At 72.9% G+C, this 18,526-nt stretch carries 14 protein-coding genes; 9 read left to right on the forward strand and 5 right to left on the reverse strand.

Annotation, left to right across the window (positions count from 1 at the left end):
• Positions 1-3 precede the first annotated feature (3 nt).
• Positions 4-1,566 (reverse strand): apolipoprotein N-acyltransferase, encoded by a 1,563-nt coding sequence (gene lnt / locus FDA94_RS21095; RefSeq protein ID WP_137248795.1) that lies wholly within the window; start codon positions 1,564-1,566, stop codon positions 4-6.
• A 553-nt stretch (positions 1,567-2,119) separates the two neighbouring features.
• Complete coding sequence (locus FDA94_RS21100) at positions 2,120-4,330, reverse strand: HelD family protein (RefSeq protein ID WP_137248796.1); 2,211 nt, start codon at positions 4,328-4,330, stop codon at positions 2,120-2,122.
• A gap of 95 nt (positions 4,331-4,425) precedes the next feature.
• Here FDA94_RS21100 and FDA94_RS21105 point away from each other — a divergent pair, with 95 nt between their 5' ends.
• The 3 genes from FDA94_RS21105 to FDA94_RS21115 are packed head-to-tail and all read left to right on the forward strand — an operon-like array spanning position 4,426 to position 7,805.
• On the forward strand, positions 4,426-5,607 hold the full coding sequence (locus FDA94_RS21105) for an ROK family transcriptional regulator (RefSeq protein WP_137248797.1): 1,182 nt from the start codon (positions 4,426-4,428) through the stop codon (positions 5,605-5,607).
• Complete coding sequence (locus tag FDA94_RS21110) at positions 5,608-6,864, forward strand: 6-phospho-beta-glucosidase (RefSeq protein WP_137248798.1); 1,257 nt, start codon at positions 5,608-5,610, stop codon at positions 6,862-6,864.
• Positions 6,864-7,805, forward strand: coding sequence for an N-acetylglucosamine kinase (locus tag FDA94_RS21115; RefSeq protein ID WP_170991048.1), 942 nt, complete (start codon positions 6,864-6,866; stop codon positions 7,803-7,805). The genes FDA94_RS21110 and FDA94_RS21115 overlap by 1 nt, the downstream gene beginning before the upstream one ends.
• Here FDA94_RS21115 and FDA94_RS21120 read toward each other — a convergent pair.
• Together FDA94_RS21120 and FDA94_RS21125 are read right to left on the reverse strand one after the other, a co-directional pair.
• Positions 7,802-8,242, reverse strand: a complete 441-nt coding sequence (locus FDA94_RS21120) for an Lrp/AsnC family transcriptional regulator (protein ID WP_137248799.1) — start codon at positions 8,240-8,242, stop codon at positions 7,802-7,804. The two genes, FDA94_RS21115 and FDA94_RS21120, sit on opposite strands and share 4 nt — an antisense overlap.
• A gap of 19 nt (positions 8,243-8,261) precedes the next feature.
• Complete coding sequence (locus FDA94_RS21125) at positions 8,262-9,380, reverse strand: M24 family metallopeptidase (protein WP_246060072.1); 1,119 nt, start codon at positions 9,378-9,380, stop codon at positions 8,262-8,264.
• A gap of 125 nt (positions 9,381-9,505) precedes the next feature.
• Here FDA94_RS21125 and FDA94_RS21130 point away from each other — a divergent pair, with 125 nt between their 5' ends.
• The 5 genes from FDA94_RS21130 to FDA94_RS21150 all read left to right on the forward strand — a co-directional run bounded on the left by FDA94_RS21130 (position 9,506) and on the right by FDA94_RS21150 (position 15,370).
• Positions 9,506-10,438 (forward strand): PP2C family protein-serine/threonine phosphatase, encoded by a 933-nt coding sequence (locus tag FDA94_RS21130; protein ID WP_246060073.1) that lies wholly within the window; start codon positions 9,506-9,508, stop codon positions 10,436-10,438.
• Positions 10,439-10,448: 10 nt separating this feature from the next.
• Entirely contained in the window at positions 10,449-11,336 is an 888-nt protein-coding gene (locus tag FDA94_RS21135; RefSeq protein WP_137248840.1) for a 5'-3' exonuclease, read from the forward strand.
• A 12-nt stretch (positions 11,337-11,348) separates the two neighbouring features.
• Positions 11,349-12,800 (forward strand): RNB domain-containing ribonuclease, encoded by a 1,452-nt coding sequence (locus tag FDA94_RS21140; RefSeq protein WP_137248801.1) that lies wholly within the window; start codon positions 11,349-11,351, stop codon positions 12,798-12,800.
• 82 nt (positions 12,801-12,882) lie between these two features.
• Positions 12,883-13,887, forward strand: coding sequence for a methyltransferase (locus FDA94_RS21145; RefSeq protein WP_137248802.1), 1,005 nt, complete (start codon positions 12,883-12,885; stop codon positions 13,885-13,887).
• A complete protein-coding gene (locus FDA94_RS21150) occupies positions 13,880-15,370 on the forward strand; it encodes an FAD-dependent oxidoreductase (RefSeq protein WP_170991050.1) in 1,491 nt (496 codons plus the stop codon). Before FDA94_RS21145 ends, FDA94_RS21150 begins: the two co-directional genes overlap by 8 nt.
• Here FDA94_RS21150 and pepN read toward each other — a convergent pair.
• A complete protein-coding gene (pepN, locus tag FDA94_RS21155; protein ID WP_137248803.1) occupies positions 15,365-17,860 on the reverse strand; it encodes an aminopeptidase N in 2,496 nt (831 codons plus the stop codon). The two genes, FDA94_RS21150 and pepN, sit on opposite strands and share 6 nt — an antisense overlap.
• A 265-nt stretch (positions 17,861-18,125) precedes the next feature.
• Here pepN and FDA94_RS21160 point away from each other — a divergent pair, with 265 nt between their 5' ends.
• The gene (locus tag FDA94_RS21160; protein WP_137248804.1) at positions 18,126-18,398 is read left to right on the forward strand and encodes a hypothetical protein; all 273 of its coding nucleotides are present in this window, start codon (positions 18,126-18,128) and stop codon (positions 18,396-18,398) included.
• The last annotated feature ends 128 nt before the right edge of the window (positions 18,399-18,526 follow it).

The following is an 18,526-nucleotide window of genomic DNA, read 5'->3' on the forward strand; positions in this document are numbered from 1 at the left end:
CTCCTAGTGACCTTCGAAGTCCCGCCGGCTCCGCCGCGCGGCCACCGCCGCGATGACGGCCGCGCCCGATCCCGCCACCATCAAAATGATCTCGGGCAGAACACCTACCCGGGTCGCCACGGTGTCACGCGTGCGCACCTGCGCGGTCACCACGGTGCTCGCCGCGACCAGTTCGGGCGTCTCCCACAGGATGCGCCCGTCGGGGGCCACGTGGGCCGAGATTCCGGTGGTCGCGACCGGTATCACCGCGCGGTTGTGCTCCACCGCCCGGATCCGCGACATGGCGAGCTGCTGCGGCGGCAGGTTCGACAGCTCGTAGGTCGCGTTGTTGGTCTGCACCACCAGCGGCGAGCCGCCCGCGCGGACGGTGCCGTTGACGACGGTGTCGAAGGCCACCTCGTAGCAGCTGATCGCGCCGAGGGTGACCGGGCCGGCCTTCAGGTCGCCCGGCTTGGTGCCGGGGATCGACTGCCGGCCGACCAGGGCGGCCCGTTCGAACAGCGACAGGACCAGGTCCTTGTACGGCGTGAACTCCCCGAACGGCACCAGCTTCTGCTTGTCGTAGAAGGCGCCGGGCCCGGTGACCGGGTCCCACACGATGCTGCGGGTGGCCCGGGAGTCGTCGCCGATGGCCACCACGGCCCCCACGAGGACCGGCACGCCGACGTCCTTCACCGCCGCGTCGATGACCGCGTAGGCGGCGGGGTCGCGGAACGGGTCGATGTCGGTGGAGTTCTCGGGCCAGACCACCAGGTCGGGCTTGGGCTGCCGGCCCGCCCGGACCGCCTCGGCCAGCCGGTGGGTCTCCTCGGCGTGGTTCTTCAGCACGACGGCCGGCTCGCCCCCGTGGAAGCCCAGCTGGTCGCTGCGGGGCACACTGCCCTGGATCACCCCGATGTTCACCGTCTTGCCCTCGTCGCCGTGGAGGGGGACGAGCATCCCCACCACCGGTAGGGCTACCACCCCGGCCGCCGTCAGCGCGACCACGCGCTCGCGGTAGTCGCGGGTGAACAGGTGAACGGCCAGGTAGGCCAGCAGGCAACCGGTCAGGGCGACGGTGAAAGTTACAAAAGGGGCGCCGAACAGCGAGGCGTACTTCAGGTAGGGCGCGGTGCCCTGGCTGAAGACCAGGCGGGCCCACGGGAAGCCGCCCATCGGGAACGTGCTGCGGGCCCATTCCTGCAGCACCCACAGGCACGCCGCCCAGAGGGGCCACAGCCGCATCCGGAGCACCAGGGACACCAGCAGGCCCTGGGCGGCCCAGAAAGCGCTCTCAATGACGACCAGGGCCACCCAGGCGTCGTCACCGATGGGGCGCACCCACGCCATGGCGGGGAGCAGGAACGCCAGCCCGGCCACGAAGCCGATCCACAGGGCCCGGCGGGGGCGCACGCCGTACACCGACAGAACAACGGGGGCCACGCCGATGGGGGCGCAGAACCACCAGCCGAGCGGCGGGAAGGCCAGGAAGATCAGCAGGCCGCCGGCGACGGCGAGACCGGCGCGGGCCCACACGGGCGGGGCGAACGCCGGGGCGGTCGACCGCGGGGTCGCCGTTGCGAGCACGCGTCTCCTTTGACCAGACCGAATGAAGGGCTGGTCGGAACGGTACCGCGCCGGACGGCAGGCCCCAAAACAGGCACTGGAACATCCCAGGGAACTCACAGCAATGGTCCTTGAGTTCTCCTGTGGCCACAGGAGAACTCAAGGACCATCCGGCTACGCACAGGGCACGGGTGCCACGTGCCCAGGCCCATCTCACGAGACGGTTCGGAGCCCTGAGCGCCCTTCGGACCGGTTCCGTCCCGTCGGCGGCGGGCGCGGAGTTCCGTTGTCTACTGGGCGCCGGGACCCCTCCCGGGTCCAACCCCCCACCCGGCTGTGGTGCCCCGGCCCGACAAAAGCGCCGGCGCCGCGCCTGGCTGAGCCACGGAGCGTCCCGAATGTGGGGCGACGCTCCGTCACGGACGCGGAATCCGACGATGTCTGAGGACGGCCAACCGGTCAGTCCCGTGCTGGACTGCGCAGCAAACTACCGACCTGAGCGCAGATGTCAACCAGCTCCCCAGCAGCGGGAACGCCAAGTTTTCGCAGGTGGGACAGGCTGGTACAAGGGCCGCTATCGGAGGCCCGCCAGCACCTCGGGCAACGGTCCGGTGTGGACGACGCAAAGACGCCGGGTGGCCCTGGTCAGGGCCACGTAAAGGTCGCTCGCGCCGCGCGGCGACTCGGCCAGGATCCTGGCCGGCTCGACCACCACGACCGCGTCGAACTCCAGGCCCTTGGCCTCGGTCACCGACAGCACCGCCACCTCGGCGTCGAGCGCCTCCGGACCGGTCATCCGGGGCATGCCGACGTCGAGGCCGTCGGGGACGATCACGACCAGCCTGCCGTCGGCCACCTTCTGCCGCTCGATGATCCCCGGCAGGTCTGTGACCAGGTCGTCGGTGCGTACCGAGGTGGGTTTCTCGCCGCTCTCGCGGACGGAGTCGGGGGCCTTCAGCGAGGGGTCGACGAGGGTGAGCACGTCGGCCGCGACGGCCATCAGCTCGGCCGGGGTGCGGTAGTTGACGGTCAGCTGGGACTCGCGCCAGCGGCCCTGGACGTAAGGGTCGAGGACGCTCTTCCAGCTGGGCGCGCCGGCCGCCGAACCGGTCTGGGCGATGTCGCCGACGATCGTCATCGACCGCGAGGGGCAGCGGCGCATCAGGGTGCGCCAGGCCATCGCCGACAGCTCCTGGGCCTCGTCGACGATCACGTGGCCGAAGGCCCAGGTGCGGTCGCGGGCGGCGCGCTCGGCCGTTGTGAGATATCCCTCTTCTTCCTGCTGCCGCTCGGCGAAGCGCTCGGCGTCCATGATGTCGGCCAGGCCGGTCATCTCCAGGACCTCGCGGGCGTAGGCGAGCTGCTGTTCGCGCTCCTCCTCGGCGCGGCGGGCGGCCCGCAGCACGCCCTCGTCGATGTCGCCGAGCAGTTCGGCGGCCTCGTCGAGCAGCGGCACGTCGGCCTCGCTCCACCAGCGCTCGCCCTTGCGCGGCGGCTCGCGCAGCAGCAGCGCCGCCTCGGCCGCGTTGAGCCCGGCGGCGGTCATGCGGTCGGCCGAGGTGAACAGGCCCAGGAGAAGCTGCTGGGGGGTGAGGTAGGGCCACAGCCGGTTGAGCGCGGCCTTCACCGGCTCCTCGGTGCGCAGGTCTTCGCGCAGGTCGGCGAAGTCCTCGTCGGACAGCACGCCGCGGCCCAGGTGGCGGGCGGCCTGTTTGGTCAGCGTGTTGAGCAGGTGGCGCACGAACACCGAGCGGGCCTGGTTGTGCGGGCGGCGCGACTTGACGGCCCGGTTGCGGGCCGCCTCGAAGGTCTGCCGGTCGAGCCGCAGCGTGTAGCGGTCGAGCTTGATGTCGACCGGCTTGGCCGGCATCCGCTGCCGGTCGGCGATGGCGCGGGCCAGCACGTCGGCCATCCGCAGCCCGCCCTTGAGCGCCGCCGCCGCGGCGGGCTCGGGCCGCGTGGCGGTCACCCCGGGGAACAGCTCCCCCACGGTCGACAGCAGCACGTCGGTCTCGCCCAGCGACGGCAGGACCTGCTCGATGTAGCGCAGGAACGTGAGGTTCGGCCCGACGATGAGCACCCCCCGGCGTTCGAGCCTCTCTCTGTACGTGTAGAGCAGGTAGGCCGCCCGGTGCAGCGCGACCACGGTCTTGCCGGTGCCGGGCCCGCCCTGGACGACCATCACGCCCGACAGGTCGCCACGGATGATGCGGTCCTGTTCGGCCTGGATGGTGGCCACGATGTCGCGCATCCGGCCGGTCCGGGTCTCCGAGAGCGCGGCCAGCAGGGCGGCCTCGCCGTTGAGGGTGGCGCGGTCGTCGGCGGTCAGGCTGTCGAGGTCGAGCAGGTCGTCGTCGACCGACACCACGGTGCGGCCCTTGATGTGCAGGTGGCGGCGGCGGGTCACGCCCATCGGCGCGGCCGGGGTGGCGCGGTAGAACGGCTGGGCGACCGGGGCCCGCCAGTCGATCAGCAGTCGCTGCTGCTCGTCGTCGGTCAGCCCGATGCGGCCGATGTAGAAGCGGGTCTCCTCGGCGCCGGGCGCGAGGTCGAGCCGGCCGAAGCACAGCCCGCGCTCGACGGCCCACAGCCGGGCCAGGCGCTGGGAGTACATGACGGCGAAGTTGTCGCGTTCCGACCGGTTCTGGTGGGTGCCGAACGCGCCCTGGGCGAGCACGCCGTCGAGCTGCGCGCGGGTGCGCACCCGCAACTGGTCGAGCCGGTCGTAGAGGCCGGCGACGTAGTCGCGTTCACGGGTCAGCTCGGGCGCGGATGACTGTGGCATAGGCCGATAGATTCTACGCGTACCACTGAGCCGGCCGGTCACGATGCGGTGTCGGCCCCTTGACTCGTTTGGAAGGTTTCTTTACTTTCTCCAAAGTGAGCCAGCCGACTCCAGGAACCCCCAGCCTGCTGCGGGCCATCAACGACCGCGCGGCCCTGCGGGTCCTCCTCGACCGGGGTCCGCTGACCCGGCCCGAACTGGGCGCCCTGACGGGCCTGTCCAAGCCGACCGCCTCCCAGCTGCTGCTGCGCCTGCAGGAGGCCGGTCTGGTCGTGCTCGACGGCATCCGTGAGGGCCTGCCGGGCCGGACCGCCGAGCTCTACCGCATCAACGCCGGGGCCGCCCACGTCGCGGCCCTCGACGTGACCCGCGACCGGATCGAGGTCGCCGTGGCCGACCTGACCGGAGCCGTCGTCGGCGCCTCCACGTTCCCGACGCCCGGCCGGGCCGGGGGCGACGTGGTGGAGAAGGTGCGCACCGCCCTGGCCGAGGCCTGGCCCCACCCGGTCAACCGCGTGGTGATCGGCATCCAGGGCGCGGTCGACCCGTCCACGGGCCGTCTCGGCTACGCCGCCCACATCCCGGGCTGGCACATCCCCGACCTCGTCCCGACCCTGTCGGGCGGCGTCGGCACGCCGGTCGACGTGGAGAACGACGTCAACCTGGTCGCGCTGGCCGAACGCGCCCACGGCGGGCACCGCGACTTCGTGCTGCTGTGGGTCGACTCGGGCATCGGCTCGGCGATCGTGCTGGGCGACCGGCTGCACCGGGGGGCCACCGGCGGCGCGGGCGAGGTGGGCTACATGCCGGCCGTCGGCGCGCCGACCGCGCGCGACGTCGGCAAGCGGGTCGACCACGGCTTCCAGGCCCTGGCCGGCGGCCAGGCGGTGCTGCGGCTGCTGCGGGCGCGCGGGATCCGTGGAACGTCGGCGGCCGAGGCCGTGGAGCGTGCCGTACGGGTCGCGGAGGAGGGTGGCAAGCGGGCCGGGGAGGCCGCCGAGGGGCTGCGGGAGATCGCGCGGCGCCTGGCCATGGGGCTGGCCGCGATCACCTCCGTGCTCGACCCCGAGGTCATCGTGCTGGCCGGCGGGATGCCGCTGGCCGGCGGCGAGACGCTGCGGGCGCTGACCGAACGCGAACTGCACGCCCTCACGCTGCCCAGGCCGCCGCTGCGGCTGTCGGCCGTCGAGGGCAACCCGGTGCTGGCCGGGGCGCTGCACCTGGGGCTCGACGTGGTCCGGGACGAGGTCTTCGGATCGAAACTACAAGGAGGATGAGTGAAACTCGCCGTTGTCGGGGGCGGCTCGACGTACACACCAGAGCTGATCGACGGCTTCGCGCGGCTGCGCGAGGAGCTGCCGCTGAGTGAGATCGCCCTGGTCGATCCGGACGCCCACCGGCTGTCCCTGGTCGCCGGGATGGCCCGCCGCATGCTGGCCCGCGCGGGACACCCCGCTGCGGTGACCGAGCACGCGGAGGTCGGGCCGGGCGTCGAGGGGGCCGGCGCGGTGCTGCTGCAGCTCCGCGTGGGCGGCCAGGCGGCCCGCAACGTCGACGAGACGCTGCCGCTGGAGTGCGGCTGTGTCGGCCAGGAGACCACCGGCGCCGGTGGCCTGGCCAAGGCGCTGCGGACCGTTCCGGTGGTGCTGGAGATCGCCGAGGAGGTCCGCCGCCGCGCGCCCGGCGCGTGGATCGTCGACTTCACCAACCCGGTCGGCATCGTGACCCGCGCCCTGCTCGACGAGGGCCACCGCGCCATCGGCCTGTGCAACGTCGCCATCGGGATGCAGCGGCGCTTCGCCGCCCTCCTGGACGTGCCGTGGCAGTCGATCGGGCTCGGGCACGTCGGGCTCAATCACCTGACGTGGGAGCGGTCGGTGACCGTCGACGGGCGCGAGGTGCTGCCCGCGCTCCTCGAGGAGCACGCCGCCTCGATCGCGGCCGAGGTCGGGCTGCCCGAGTGGATCGTGCGCGACCTGGGCGTCGTGCCGTCGTACTACCTGCGCTACTTCTACGAGCACGACAACGTCGTCGAGGAGCAGCGGGTCAAGCCGTCGCGGGCGGCCGAGGTGGCCGCGATGGAGCAGACCCTGCTCGACGTCTACGCCGACCCCGCCAGCGACACCAAGCCCGAACTGCTGGCCAAGCGCGGCGGCGCCTACTACTCCGAGGCGGCGGTCGCGCTGATCGCCTCGCTGGCCGGCGACCGGGGCGACGTGCAGGTGGTGAACGCCCGCAACGGCGCCACCCTGCCGTTCCTGCCCCCGGAGGCCGTCATCGAGGTGCCCGCCGTGATCGGCGCGTCCGGCGCCGCGCCGCTGCCGGTGCCCGCCGTCGAGCCGCTCTACCGGGGGCTGATCGCGAACGTGTCGGCGTACGAGGAACTGGCCTTGGACGCGGCCCGGAACGGCGGGGAACGCCGCGTGCGGGACGCGCTGCTCGCCCACCCGCTCATCGGCCAGTCGGACCTGGCGACGGGTCTGGCGGCCCGGCTGATCGCGGCCAACCGCGCGCACCTGCCCTGGGCCGTTTGATGCGGACCATCCTGGCGATCGACGGTGGCAACAGCAAGACCGACATCGCCCTGATCGGCGAGGACGGCGCCGTGCTCGGCACCTGGCGGGGCGGCCCGTTCACCCCGCAGAGCAGCGGCGTCGTCCCCGCGATCGACGTGATCGAGCGCGCCCTCGACGGGCCCGCCCCCTATGCCGACCACGTCTTCGCCTACGTCGCCGGAGCCGACCTGCCCATCGAGGAGGTCCGGCTCCGCGACGAGATGGCCCGCCGCGGCTTCGCCCCGGAGATCGTCGTCGGCAACGACACCTTCGCCCTGCTCAGAGCGGGCGCGAGCGGGCCGTGGGGCGCGGCGGTGGTGTGCGGCGCCGGGATCAACGCGGTGGCGGTCGCCCCCGACGGCCGGGTGGCCCGCTTCCCCGCGCTCGGCCGGATCTCCGGCGACTGGGGCGGCGGCGGAGGCATCGCCGAGGAGGCCCTGTGGCACGCGGCCCGCGCCGAGGACGGCCGGGGGCCGTCGAGCGAACTGGCCGCCATGGTCTGCCGGGTCTTCGGCGCCGCGACGGTCGAGGAGGTCGTGATCGCCCTGCACTTCGGCGACCTCCCCTACGACCGCCTGCACGACCTGGTGGCCCCGCTGCTGGAGACCGCCCGCGGCGGCGACCCGGTCGCCCGTTCGGTGGTGGTCCGGCTGGCCGACGAGGTGGCCGTGCTCGGCGTGGTCGCCATGCGCCGCATCGGGCTGCTCGACGTCCCGTGTGAGGTGGTCTTGGGCGGCGGCGTGCTGACCGCCCGCGACCCGCTCCTGACCGCGCTGGTCGAGGAGCGGTACGCCGCCCAGGCCCCGCACGCGAAACTCGTCGTCGCCGACGTCCCCCCGATCGTCGGCGCCGCCTTCAAGGGCCTGGACGCCCTCGGCGCGACCCCCGAGGCCTACGACCGGGTCAGGGCGGCCTTCTAAACGGCGGGAGGCCGGTAGTCGAACGGGGTGGAGAGCACGACCGTGGTCCGGGTCGACACGTTGGCGGCGGCCCGGATCTGGTTGAGCAGCTCTTCGAGGTCGCGCGGCGAGCCGACCCGGACCTTGAGGATGTAGCTCTCGTCACCGGCCACGCTGTGGCACGACTCGATGGCGGCCAGATGGCGCAGCCGGTCGGGGGCGTCGTCGGCGGCGGCGGGATCGATCGGCTTGATCGACACGAAGGCGGTCAGCGGCAGCCCGACCTCGTCGAAGTCGACCAGCGCGGCGTATCCCTTGATCACGCCGCGTTTCTCCAGCCGCCGCACCCGTTGGTGGACGGCCGACACCGAGAGCCCGGTCTCCTTGGCCAGATCGGTGAAACTCATCCGCCCGTCGGCCGCCAGCAGCGCGACGATCCGCCTGTCGATCTCCTCCATTTCGCACACGGTACGGCAATCAGACGATCACCAGATCCCGGGTCGTGTTGTTGAGCCGGGAAACCCCCTCTTCGGTGCAGACGACGATGTCCTCGATGCGGGCGCCGTGCTCGCCGGGCAGGTAGATGCCCGGCTCCACCGAGAACGCCATGCCGGGGACCAGCAGCTCGTCGTTGCCCGCCACGATGTAGGGGTCTTCGTGCGACTCCAGCCCGATCCCGTGGCCGGTCCGGTGCACGAACAGCTCGCCGTAACCGGCCGCCGCGATCACCTCGCGGGCCGCCGCGTCGATCGACTCGCAGGTCACCCCGGGACGGACGGCCTCGCAGGCGGCGTCCTGCGCCGCGCGCAGCACCTCGAAGTAGCGCGCGTAGTCGGCCGGGGGCTCGCCCACGCAGTAGTTGCGGGTGGAGTCGGAGCAGTAGCCGCTGGCCATCGTGCCGCCGATGTCGACCACCACCGGCTCGCCGGCCCGGATCACCCGGTCGGACACGTCGTGGTGGGGCGAGGCGCCGTTGGGGCCCGAGGCGACGATGACGAAGTCGATCGTGACGTGGCCCGCGCTCAGGATCGCGTCGGCGATGTCGCGGCCGACCTCGCGCTCGGTCCGGCCCGCCTTCAGCAGCGAGGGCACCAGCGCGTGGACGGCGTCGATGGCCGCCCCGGCCTCGGCCAGCGCCGCAGCCTCGGCGGCCGACTTGCGCATCCGCAGGTCGCGCAGCACCGAGGAGGCGAGCCGCTGCTCGGCCCCCGGCAGCGCGTCGCGGAACCGCAGCGACTGCATCGCCCACATGCGGTCGGCCAGGGCGACGCTCCCGACCTCGCCCAGCCGGTGGGCGACGACCGCGTAGGGGTCGTCGGTCTCGTCCCACGGCACGAACTCCACGCCCAGGCGGCCGGCCGGCGAGGCCTGCGCGGCGGGCAGTTCGAGGCGCGGCACCATCATGAAGGGGTCGCCGCCGTCGCCCGGCACGACCAGACAGGTCAGCCGTTCGAGCGCGTGGGCGTCGTAACCGGACACATAGCGAAGATCGGGGCCGGGGGTCAGCAGCAGGGCGCCGGCCCCGGAGGCCGCGGTCGCCGATCGCACCAGGTCGAGGCGGTCGGCCGAAAACACGTCAAGGGACTCCGATGTCACAGCGTCATACTAGAAGTGGCGTGGATCGGCGAAAAACCCGGCGACCTGTCTCGACCGATGCTACGCTCCGCACAGGGCCGTTTACGGCTCGTCCCCCATCCGTCACTTCTCACCCTGTTTGGACCATGCGTTTCCCGAGAGCGAGCCTCACCATGACCGGCACCGCCGGTGGCGAGCAGCCGCCCCACCCCTCCATCGAGGAACCGTCCCTGGCCGGGGCCCACACGGCGGCCGACATGGTCGCCTCGATGAGAGAGCGGCTCGACCGCACCGAGGCGCGGCTCGCGGAACAACAGCAGCTCACCTACCTGCTGCGCGACGCGATCATGCCCGATCCCGGCGCCGACCTGGTCCTGCCCAGCGCCCGGGTCGCCGTGCGCTGCGTGCCGATGGAGGAGCGCCCGATCGGCAGCCACCACCGGCAGATCGCGGGCGAGCCCGAGCAGCTGCTCAACGTGCTCGGCGGCGACTGGTGGGAGGCCAGCAAACTGCCCGACGGGCGGATCCTGCTCGCCGTCGGCGACGTGTCCGGCCACGGCGTCCCCGCGATCGCCCACATGGCCCAGCTCCGCCACGGCCTGGCCGCCCTGGCGATGACCGGCCAGGGTCCGGGCGCGATGCTCGGCTGGCTCAACACGCTCACGATGACCCGCCTCGACGACACCACCGCCACCGCCGTGGTCGGCCTGTTCGACCCCACGACGCTGCGGTTCACCTGGGCCGGCGCGGGCCACCCGGTGCCGGTGCTGGTGCGCGGCGGCATCGCGCGGCCGATGGTCGCCCCGCCCGGCGTGCTGCTGGGCGCCACCCGCAAGCCCGCCTACGGCGTGGCCAAGGTGCAGCTGCGGCCCGGCGACGTGCTGGTGATGTTCACCGACGGGCTGATCGAGCGGCGCGACCGCGACATCGACGAGGGCCAGGCCCAGGTGCTCGCGGCGGCCGGGTCGCTGACCGTGGCCGACCTGCCCGACGGGGTCGACGCGATGCTGAAGACCGTCGGCGGGCCCAACCCGCGCGACGACACGTGCCTGCTGGCGGTGGGGGTGCTGGGAGCATAGACGGGTGCTGATGCTTCTCGACACCCCGTCGCTCTACTTCCGCGCCTTCTACGGCATCCCGGAGTCGATGACCGCCCCTGACGGCATGCCCGTCAACGCCGTCCGGGGCCTGATCGACATGATCGCCACGCTGGTGAAGGCCCACAGGCCCACCCATCTGGTCGCGGCCATGGACGCCGACTGGCGGCCCGCCTTCCGGGTGGCGGCGATCCCGTCGTACAAGGCCCATCGGGTGGCCTCCGGCGACGAGGAGGAGATCCCCGACACGCTGGCCCCGCAGGTGCCGGTCATCGAACAGGTCCTCGCCGCCGTGGGCATCGCGTCGTTCGGCGTCGAGGGGTACGAGGCCGACGACGTCATCGGCACCCTCACCGTCACCTCTTCACAGCCGGTCGAGATCGTCACCGGCGACCGGGATCTGTTCCAGCTCGTCGACGACGAGAAACGGCGCCGGGTCCTTTACACGGTAAGGGGGATTCGGAACCTGCAGACGGTCGACGAGGCGTGGGTCACCGCCAAATACGGCATCCCCGGCCGGGCCTACGCCGACTTCGCGACGCTGCGGGGCGACCCCTCCGACGGCCTGCCCGGCGTGGCCGGGATCGGCGAGAAGACGGCGGCCTCGCTGATCACGCGGTTCGGCTCCCTCGACGCGCTGCTCGCCGCCGTCGGCGACGAGGGCTTCCCGGCGGGGGCGCGCAACAAGCTGGAGGCGGCCCGCGACTACCTGGCGGTCGCGCCCGCCGTGGTGCGGGTCGCCCACGACGTGCCGATCCCCTCGGGGTCGTTCGAGGTGCCGGCCAAGCCCCACGACGCCGAGGCGCTCATCGCGCTGGCCGACCGCTACGGCCTCGACAGCCCGCTGAACCGGCTGCTCGCGGTGCTCGGAAAGAGCTGAGCCGCTACGTTGATGGGCGTGCCACACCGAAAAATCCGGATACCCGAGGCCGGGACGCCGCGGCTGAGCGAGGGATTCGACCGGGTCCGCCGGGAGTTCGACCTGCCCGACGAGTTCCCCCCGGCGGTCCTCGACGAGGCCACGGCCACCGCCTCACGGCGTTTCGTCGGCGACGACCGTACCGACCTGCCGTTCCTGACCATCGACCCGCCCGGCTCGATGGACCTCGACCAGGCCCTGTGCCTGGAGGAGCGCCAGGGCGGCTACCGCGTCTGGTACGCCATCGCCGACGTCGGCGCCTTCGTCCGCCCCGGCAGTGCGATCGACGCCGAGGCCCGGCGGCGGGGCGAGACCGTCTACCTGCCCGACGGGCAGGTGCCCCTCCACCCGCCGGTGCTGTCGGAGGGCGCGGCGAGCCTGCTGCCCGGCGAGATCCGCCCGGTCGCCCTGTGGTGCATCGACCTCGACGCCGAGGGCCAGGTCGTCGGGTTCGACGTCCAGCCGGCGCTGGTGCGCAGCCGGGAACGGCTCGACTACGACTACGTGCAGACCCTCGTCGACACCGGCCGCGCCGACGGGACCCTGCGGCTGCTCGCCGAGATCGGGCCGCTGCGCATGGAGATCGAGCGGGCCCGCGGCGGGGTGACGCTGCCGACCCCCGACCAGGAGGTCGTGCGGTCGGGCGACGGCTATCGGGTGGAGTTCCGCTCGCCGCAGCCGTGCGAGGAGTGGAACGCGCAGATCTCCCTGCTGACCGGGATGTGCGCGGCCCAGATGATGCTCGACGCCGAGGTGGGCGTGCTGCGCGTGCTGCCCGCCGCCGGGCCGGCCGACGTCGGCAAGGTGCGGCGGATGGCGCTGGCGCTGGGCGTGCCCTGGCCCGAGGGGGCCGGGTACGGCGAGGTCGTCCACGGCCTCGACCCCAAGATCCCCGGCCACGCCGCGTTCCTGCACGAGTCGACGGTCCTGCTGCGCGGCGCCGCCTACGTGGCCTTCGACGGCGAGCCGCCGCCCGACGCGCTGCACGCCGCGGTCGCGGCGCCCTACGCCCACGTGACCGCTCCCCTGCGTCGCCTGGTCGACCGCTACGCCACCGAGGTCTGCCTGGCCGTGGCGAGCGGCGAACCGGTCCCCGACGACATCAGCGAGGCGCTGGCGACCCTCCCCCGCGAGATGGCCGTGGCCACCCGGCGCTCCTCGGGCGTCGACCGGGCCTGCGTCGACCTGGTGGAGGCGTTCCTGCTGCGCGACCGGATCGGGGAGACCTTCGAGGCGGTCGTCGTCGACGTCGCCGAGAACGGCAAGGGCGGCCAGATCCAGCTCGCCGAGCCGGCCGTGATCGCCCGCTGCGACGGCGCCGACCTGCCGCTCGGGCACCGGATCTCCGCCCGCCTGCTGCGCGCCGACACGGCCACGCGGGAGATCCGTTTCGCCTGGGTGCCCGCGGCCGACGAACCGGAATGACGATCCTTACTCCGGGATTTATCGGCTGATATCGTCTCGGGTCAGAAAGCATCGCGTACCACTGACAGTACGGGAGGCTCGATTGACCCCTGATTTCGCCGGTCACGCCAGGATCATGGCCCTCGCCGACCTGGTCACCCCGATGAGCGTCCGGACCGCCGTCACCCTACGGCTCGCCGACCACCTGGACGCGGGCGACCTCACCGCCGACGACCTCGCCGCCCGCACCGGCACGGCCCCGCGTCCGCTCCGCAAGCTGCTCGACCACCTCGTCCACCTCGGCCTCCTGCGCGCCGGCGAGGGGCGGTACGGCCTCACCGACCTCGGCCGGCTGCTGCGGCGGGGCGACGCGCCGATGGGCCCGTTCGACCAGTTGGACCTCGACACGGTGCTGGGCCGGACCGAGCTGTCGGCCGTCCACCTGCTGCACAAGGTGCGCACCGGCCAGTCGGTCTACCACGGCATGTACGGCACCGACCTGTGGAGCCACGTCGACGGCGCGCAGGGCACCCCCGACGCGCTGAAGGCCCAGCTCGCGGTGCCGGCCGGGTTCGACATCGACGTCCTGCTCGCCCACCCCGTCCTCGCGCGGGCCCGCACGGTCGTGGACGTCGGCGGGAACACCGGCGCCCTGGTCGAGGCCCTGCTCACCAGATATCCGGAGCTGTCGGCCACCCTGATCGACCTGCCGAGCTTCGCCGGGGCCGCCGCGCAGCGGTTCGCGGCGGCCGGGCTGGACGGCCGGGCCGCCGCCCTCGGGCAGGACTTCTTCGAGCCCCTCCCGCCGGGCGCCGACGTGTACGTCCTGTCGGCGGTGCTGGCCGACTGGGACGACGACGCGGCGGTCCGGCTGCTGCGCAACTGCGCGCTCGCCGCGGGCGACACCGGCCGGATCCTCGTCTCGGAGGTGAGCCTGACCGAGCGGCTGCGCCACGTCGACACCGGGATGACCCTGTGGTTCGAGGCCGTGATGCACCACCCCGACCGCTCCCCCGACGACATCGCCGCGCTGGCGGCCGAGGCCGGGCTGAAGGTGGCGGCCGTCGAGCAGGCGGGCACCCGGATCGTGCTGGAACTCCATGGCTGAGCCGGTGGACCACGACGTCGTGGTGGTCGGCGGCGGGCCCGTGGGGCTGATGACCGCGTGCGAACTGGCGCTGGCCGGGGTGCGGGTGGCGGTGGTCGAGCGGCGGACCGACGTCGATCCGACGATCAAGGCGATCGGGCTGCACATCCCCTCGGTCGAGGCCTTCCAGCGGCGGGGCCTGCTGCCCGCGCTGCTCGAGGCTCAGGGGCGGCAGGCGCGGGAGCTGCTCGCCGCCCTCCCCCGGCGGGCCGACCTGGCCCGGGTGCCCGTCTCGTCCGACATCGCGGGGCACTTCGCCGGGATCACCGTCCCGCGCTCCCTGGTCGACTACGGCGACCCCGACTTCGGCGCGGCGTGGTCGCGGGACATGATGCCCGTGAGCCAGCAGGCGCTGGAGGCCATCCTCGCCGGGCGGGCGGCCGAGCTGGGGGCCGAGCTGCGGCAGGGCGCCGAGATGGTGAAGTTCGCCGACGACGGCGACGGGGTCGACGTCGAGCTCGATTCCGGCGAGCGGTGGCGGTGCGGGTGGCTGGTGGGGGCCGACGGAGGGCGCAGCGCGGTCCGGCGGGGCGCGGGGTTCGACTTCCCCGGCACCGACCCGGAGATCACGGGCCACCAGGCCGTGGTGGAGTTCGCCGACCCGGAGGTGCTGACCCCCGGGTGGAACCGCACCGAGAACGGCATCTACGTCTACACGCCGCTGCCCGGCCGCATCCTCACCGTCGAGATGGACGGCCCGCCGCCCGACCGGCACGCGCCGGTCACCCACGAGGAGTTGCAGGACAGCGTCCGGCGGGTGTCCAAGACCGGTGTCACGATCACCTCGGTGCGGTCGGCGACCCGGTTCACCGACCACGCGCGGCAGGCGAGCACCTACGTCCGGGGCCGGGTCGTGCTCGCGGGCGACGCCGCGCACGTCCACTCGCCGTTCGGCGGGCAGGGGCTCAACCTCGGGCTGGGCGACGCGCTGAACCTCGGCTGGAAGCTCGCCGCCACGGTGCACGGGTGGGCGCCGGCCGGGCTGCTCGACAGCTACACACGGGAGCGGCATCCGGTCGGGGCGTGGGTGCTCGACTGGACGCGGGCGCAGATCGCGCTGATGCGGCTCGACCCGCTCACCGAGTCGCTGCGCCGCATCGTCGGCGATCTCGTGGCCACTCCGGGCGGCGCGACGTACATGGCGAAGAAGCTGTCGGGGGTGCTCCAGAAGTACGACCTCCCCGGCGACCATCCGCTGGTCGGGTGCAGCGTGCCCGATCCCGGCGGACGGATCGCCGAGGCGCTGCGGACCGGGCGGGCGGTCCTCACCGGCCCCGACCACCTGGCCGGGGCCGGGGCGTCGCGGGCCGGCCGTCTGACGCACGTGGAGTCGGACGCGCCGATGCTGGTCCGTCCTGACGGCTACGTCGCCTGGGCCGGCACGGCCCCCGGCGACACGGCGGGCCTGGAGGAGGCGCTGCGCCGCTGGCTCGGCGGGTCATGACGAACGGTCGACGGCACGGGCGGCCAGCGCCCGTGCCAGCCGGGCCCGCCCCTCCCCCACCAGCCTGGCCAGGGCCGGTGGCGGGGCGGTCCGGGTGAGCCACTCCCCGACGGCGTCGATCGTCGGCTGGTCGACGGCCCACGAGGGGAACAGCACCATCGCGGGACCATAGGCGCGTTCGCCCCGTCGCCGCCACACTCCGGTGATCTCCTCCAGGTAGCGGGCGGCGTAGGGCCGCAGCAGGGGTTTCTGGGCCGGGTGGCCGAAGCCGCCGATCACCGCTTCGACGGTCGCGCCCGGCAGGCTCTCGTCGTGCATCGCCCGCCGCCATGCCTCCTCCTTGTGGCCGGGGCGCAGCGCGCGGGCCCGTTCGGCCTGCGAGGGACCGAGGAAGGCCGGGCCCCGGGCCAGTTCCGCGTCGATCTCGGCGTCTCCGGCCGCGCCGTGGGCCACCAGCGCCTGGACGATCCGCCAGCGCGTCAGCGGGTCGACGGGTTCGGCCAGCCAGTGGCGGACGTGCGCGAGCTGGGATTCGTCCAGGACGCCTACCAGGAGGGCGTTGACCAGCACGTGGTGGCGGTCGGAGCCCGGCTCGGCGGCGGCCGCCTCCTCGATGAGCCAGGTGGCGTGCGCGCGCCAGCCGCCGGGTGACCATTCCGGGTCGGCGTAGGTGTCGAGGGCGGCGTGCGCCTGCTGCAGCAGCCGCCGCAGCACGCCGGTGTCGGTCTCGGCGGCCAGCCCGCGATGGATGAGGGCCACGTAGTCGCGGGCGCGGAACTCGGCGTCGCGCGTCATCTCCCAGACCGCCGACCAGGCCAGCGTCCGGGGCAGCGGATCGGCCAGGTCGCCGATGCGGCGCAGGAGGGCGGCTCGGGATTCCGGGTCGAGGCGGATCTTGCAGTAGCCGAGGTCGTCGTCGTTGACCAGCACGAGAGCGCCGCGCGGGCGGCCGGTCAGCTCGGGCACCTCGGTGCGGGCCCCGCTGACGTCGATCTCCTGCCGGTGGACCCGCACCAGCCGCCCGTGGCCGTCGTCGTCGTAGATCCCGACGGCGACGCGGTGGTCGCGGAGCAGGTCGGCCGACTGCTCGACGGCGAACGCGGTGAACCGCCCGTCGCCGCCGGCCGACCAGACCGGGCGCAGCGTGGCCAGGCCGGTGGTCTCGAGCCACTGCCCGCTCCAGCGGGACAGGTCGCGTCCGGACGCCTTCTCCAGCGCCGCCAGCAGGTCGCGCAGCGTGGCGTTGCCCCAGGCGTGGGCGGCGAAGTAGCCGCGCAGCCCGGTGAAGAAGTCGTCTCTGCCGACGTGGGCGGCGAGTTGCCGCAGGAGGGCAGCCCCCTTGGCGTAGGTGATGCCGTCGAAGTGGACGCCCGCCGTCTCGACGTCGGGCACGTCGGCCACGACCGGATGCGTGGTGGGCATCTGGTCCTGCTGGTAGGCCCACGCCTTCTGGATGTTGGCGAAGGTGGTCCAGGCGTGCGCGTGCCCGGCCGCCTCCGCCTGGGCCAGCACGCTCATGTACGTGGCGAACGCCTCGTTCAGCCACAGGTCGTCCCACCACTTCATGGTCACGAGGTCGCCGAACCACATGTGGGCCATCTCGTGGAGCACGGTCTCCTCGCGGGCCCGCAGGTCGTGGGCGGTGACGTGGCCCTGGAAGAGCATGTCCTCCTGGTAGGTGACGCAGGCGGCGTTCTCCATGGCCCCGGCGGTGAACTCCGGGACGAAGCACTGGTCGTACTTGGCGAAGGGGTAGGGGACGCCGAAGGCGTCGCGGTAGTAGGCCAGGCCCCGCCGCGTCTGGGCGAACAGCCGCTCCGCGTCCATGTGGGGGGCCAGGGAGGCCCGGCAGTAGAGGGCCAGCGGGATCTCGCCGTCGTCGTCGGCGCGCCATTCCGCCCACGGCCCCGCCACGACCGCCACCAGGTAGGCGGGCAGCGGCGGGGTCGGGTCGAAGTGGTGGCGTCGCGTGCCGTCGCCGATCGGCTCGACGTGCCGCACGGGGGCGTTGCCACGGACCGTCCACGCGGCGGGCGCGGTCACGGTCAGCGTGTACGGAGCCTTGAGGTCGGGCTGGTCGAAGCAGGCGAAGACCCGTTTGGCGTCGGCCGGCTGGAAGTGGGTGTACAGGTAGACCGCGCCGTCGGCGGGGTCGGTGAAGCGGTGCAGGCCCCGGCCGGAATCGCCGTAGGCGCAGCGCGCCCGCACGGTCAGCTCGTTGCGCGCGGCCGGCTCCGGCAGCACGATGCCCTCGGCCGGGTCGTACCGGGTCAGGTCGAGCGGGTGTCCGTTGAGAATCGCCTCGTCGGCCGACAGGGCCACCAGGTCGATCCACGACGCCTCGCCGGGCCGCAGGCAGCTGAAGCGGACCGTGGTGACCGAGGTGAAGCCGTCGTCGCCGGTCAGGTCTAGCGCGACGTGGCAGGACTCCACGCTGATCCGCTCCGCCCGCAGGCGGGCCTGGTCCCTGGTCAGGTTGGGCGTGTCCACGGCGACCTCGGCAAGTCGGGAACGATGATTCCGGGCGGCCGGGACGGACGAAAAGTGCGTCCGTAATCTCGTGTTCTCCGTGGCCCCCGACTCTTTATTAATAACACAGAATCTGGCAGAAACGGACTTACTTCTCCGTTGACATGTTCTGGACAGATGTGGTCTTCTGCCTCTAGCCCACCCCTAATAGGAAGGTGAGTCACGTATGACATCTGTTACAGCGACACTACCCGCAGTAGAGGAGAAGACAGCCGACCCGGAGGTCATGAAGGACGTCAACGAAGCCCTGATGGGAATTTCGGGATTCGCGGAGTTCAGCGCCGCGACCAACGGATTCCTCAAGGGCGACGTCGACATGGAGCAGGCGCTCGAGGCCATGGCCCCGTTCCTGCGCGGCGAGATCTGCCGTGACGAGGCCGACCGCGAGCGCATGATCCAGCTCGGTCAGACCATCGAGGCGAAGTGCGGCTGGGCGTCGGTCCTCGCCACCCTCACCGCCTGCACGGCCGCGTTCAGCTGCTCCGGTTTCTGCTGCTGAGCCGTCCGGACCGACCGCTCCACCGCTCCACCTGTGCGAGTTCCGCCTTTCCACCGTGTTCTCGGGCCCATCTCCTCGGCCCGGCGCCGCGAGTCGCACAGAAGAAAGACCGCCCTTTCGTTTCGGCG

The sequence above is a fragment of the Herbidospora galbida genome, assembly GCF_005233835.1.
GTDB classification, from domain to species: Bacteria; Actinomycetota; Actinomycetes; order Streptosporangiales; family Streptosporangiaceae; genus Herbidospora; species Herbidospora galbida.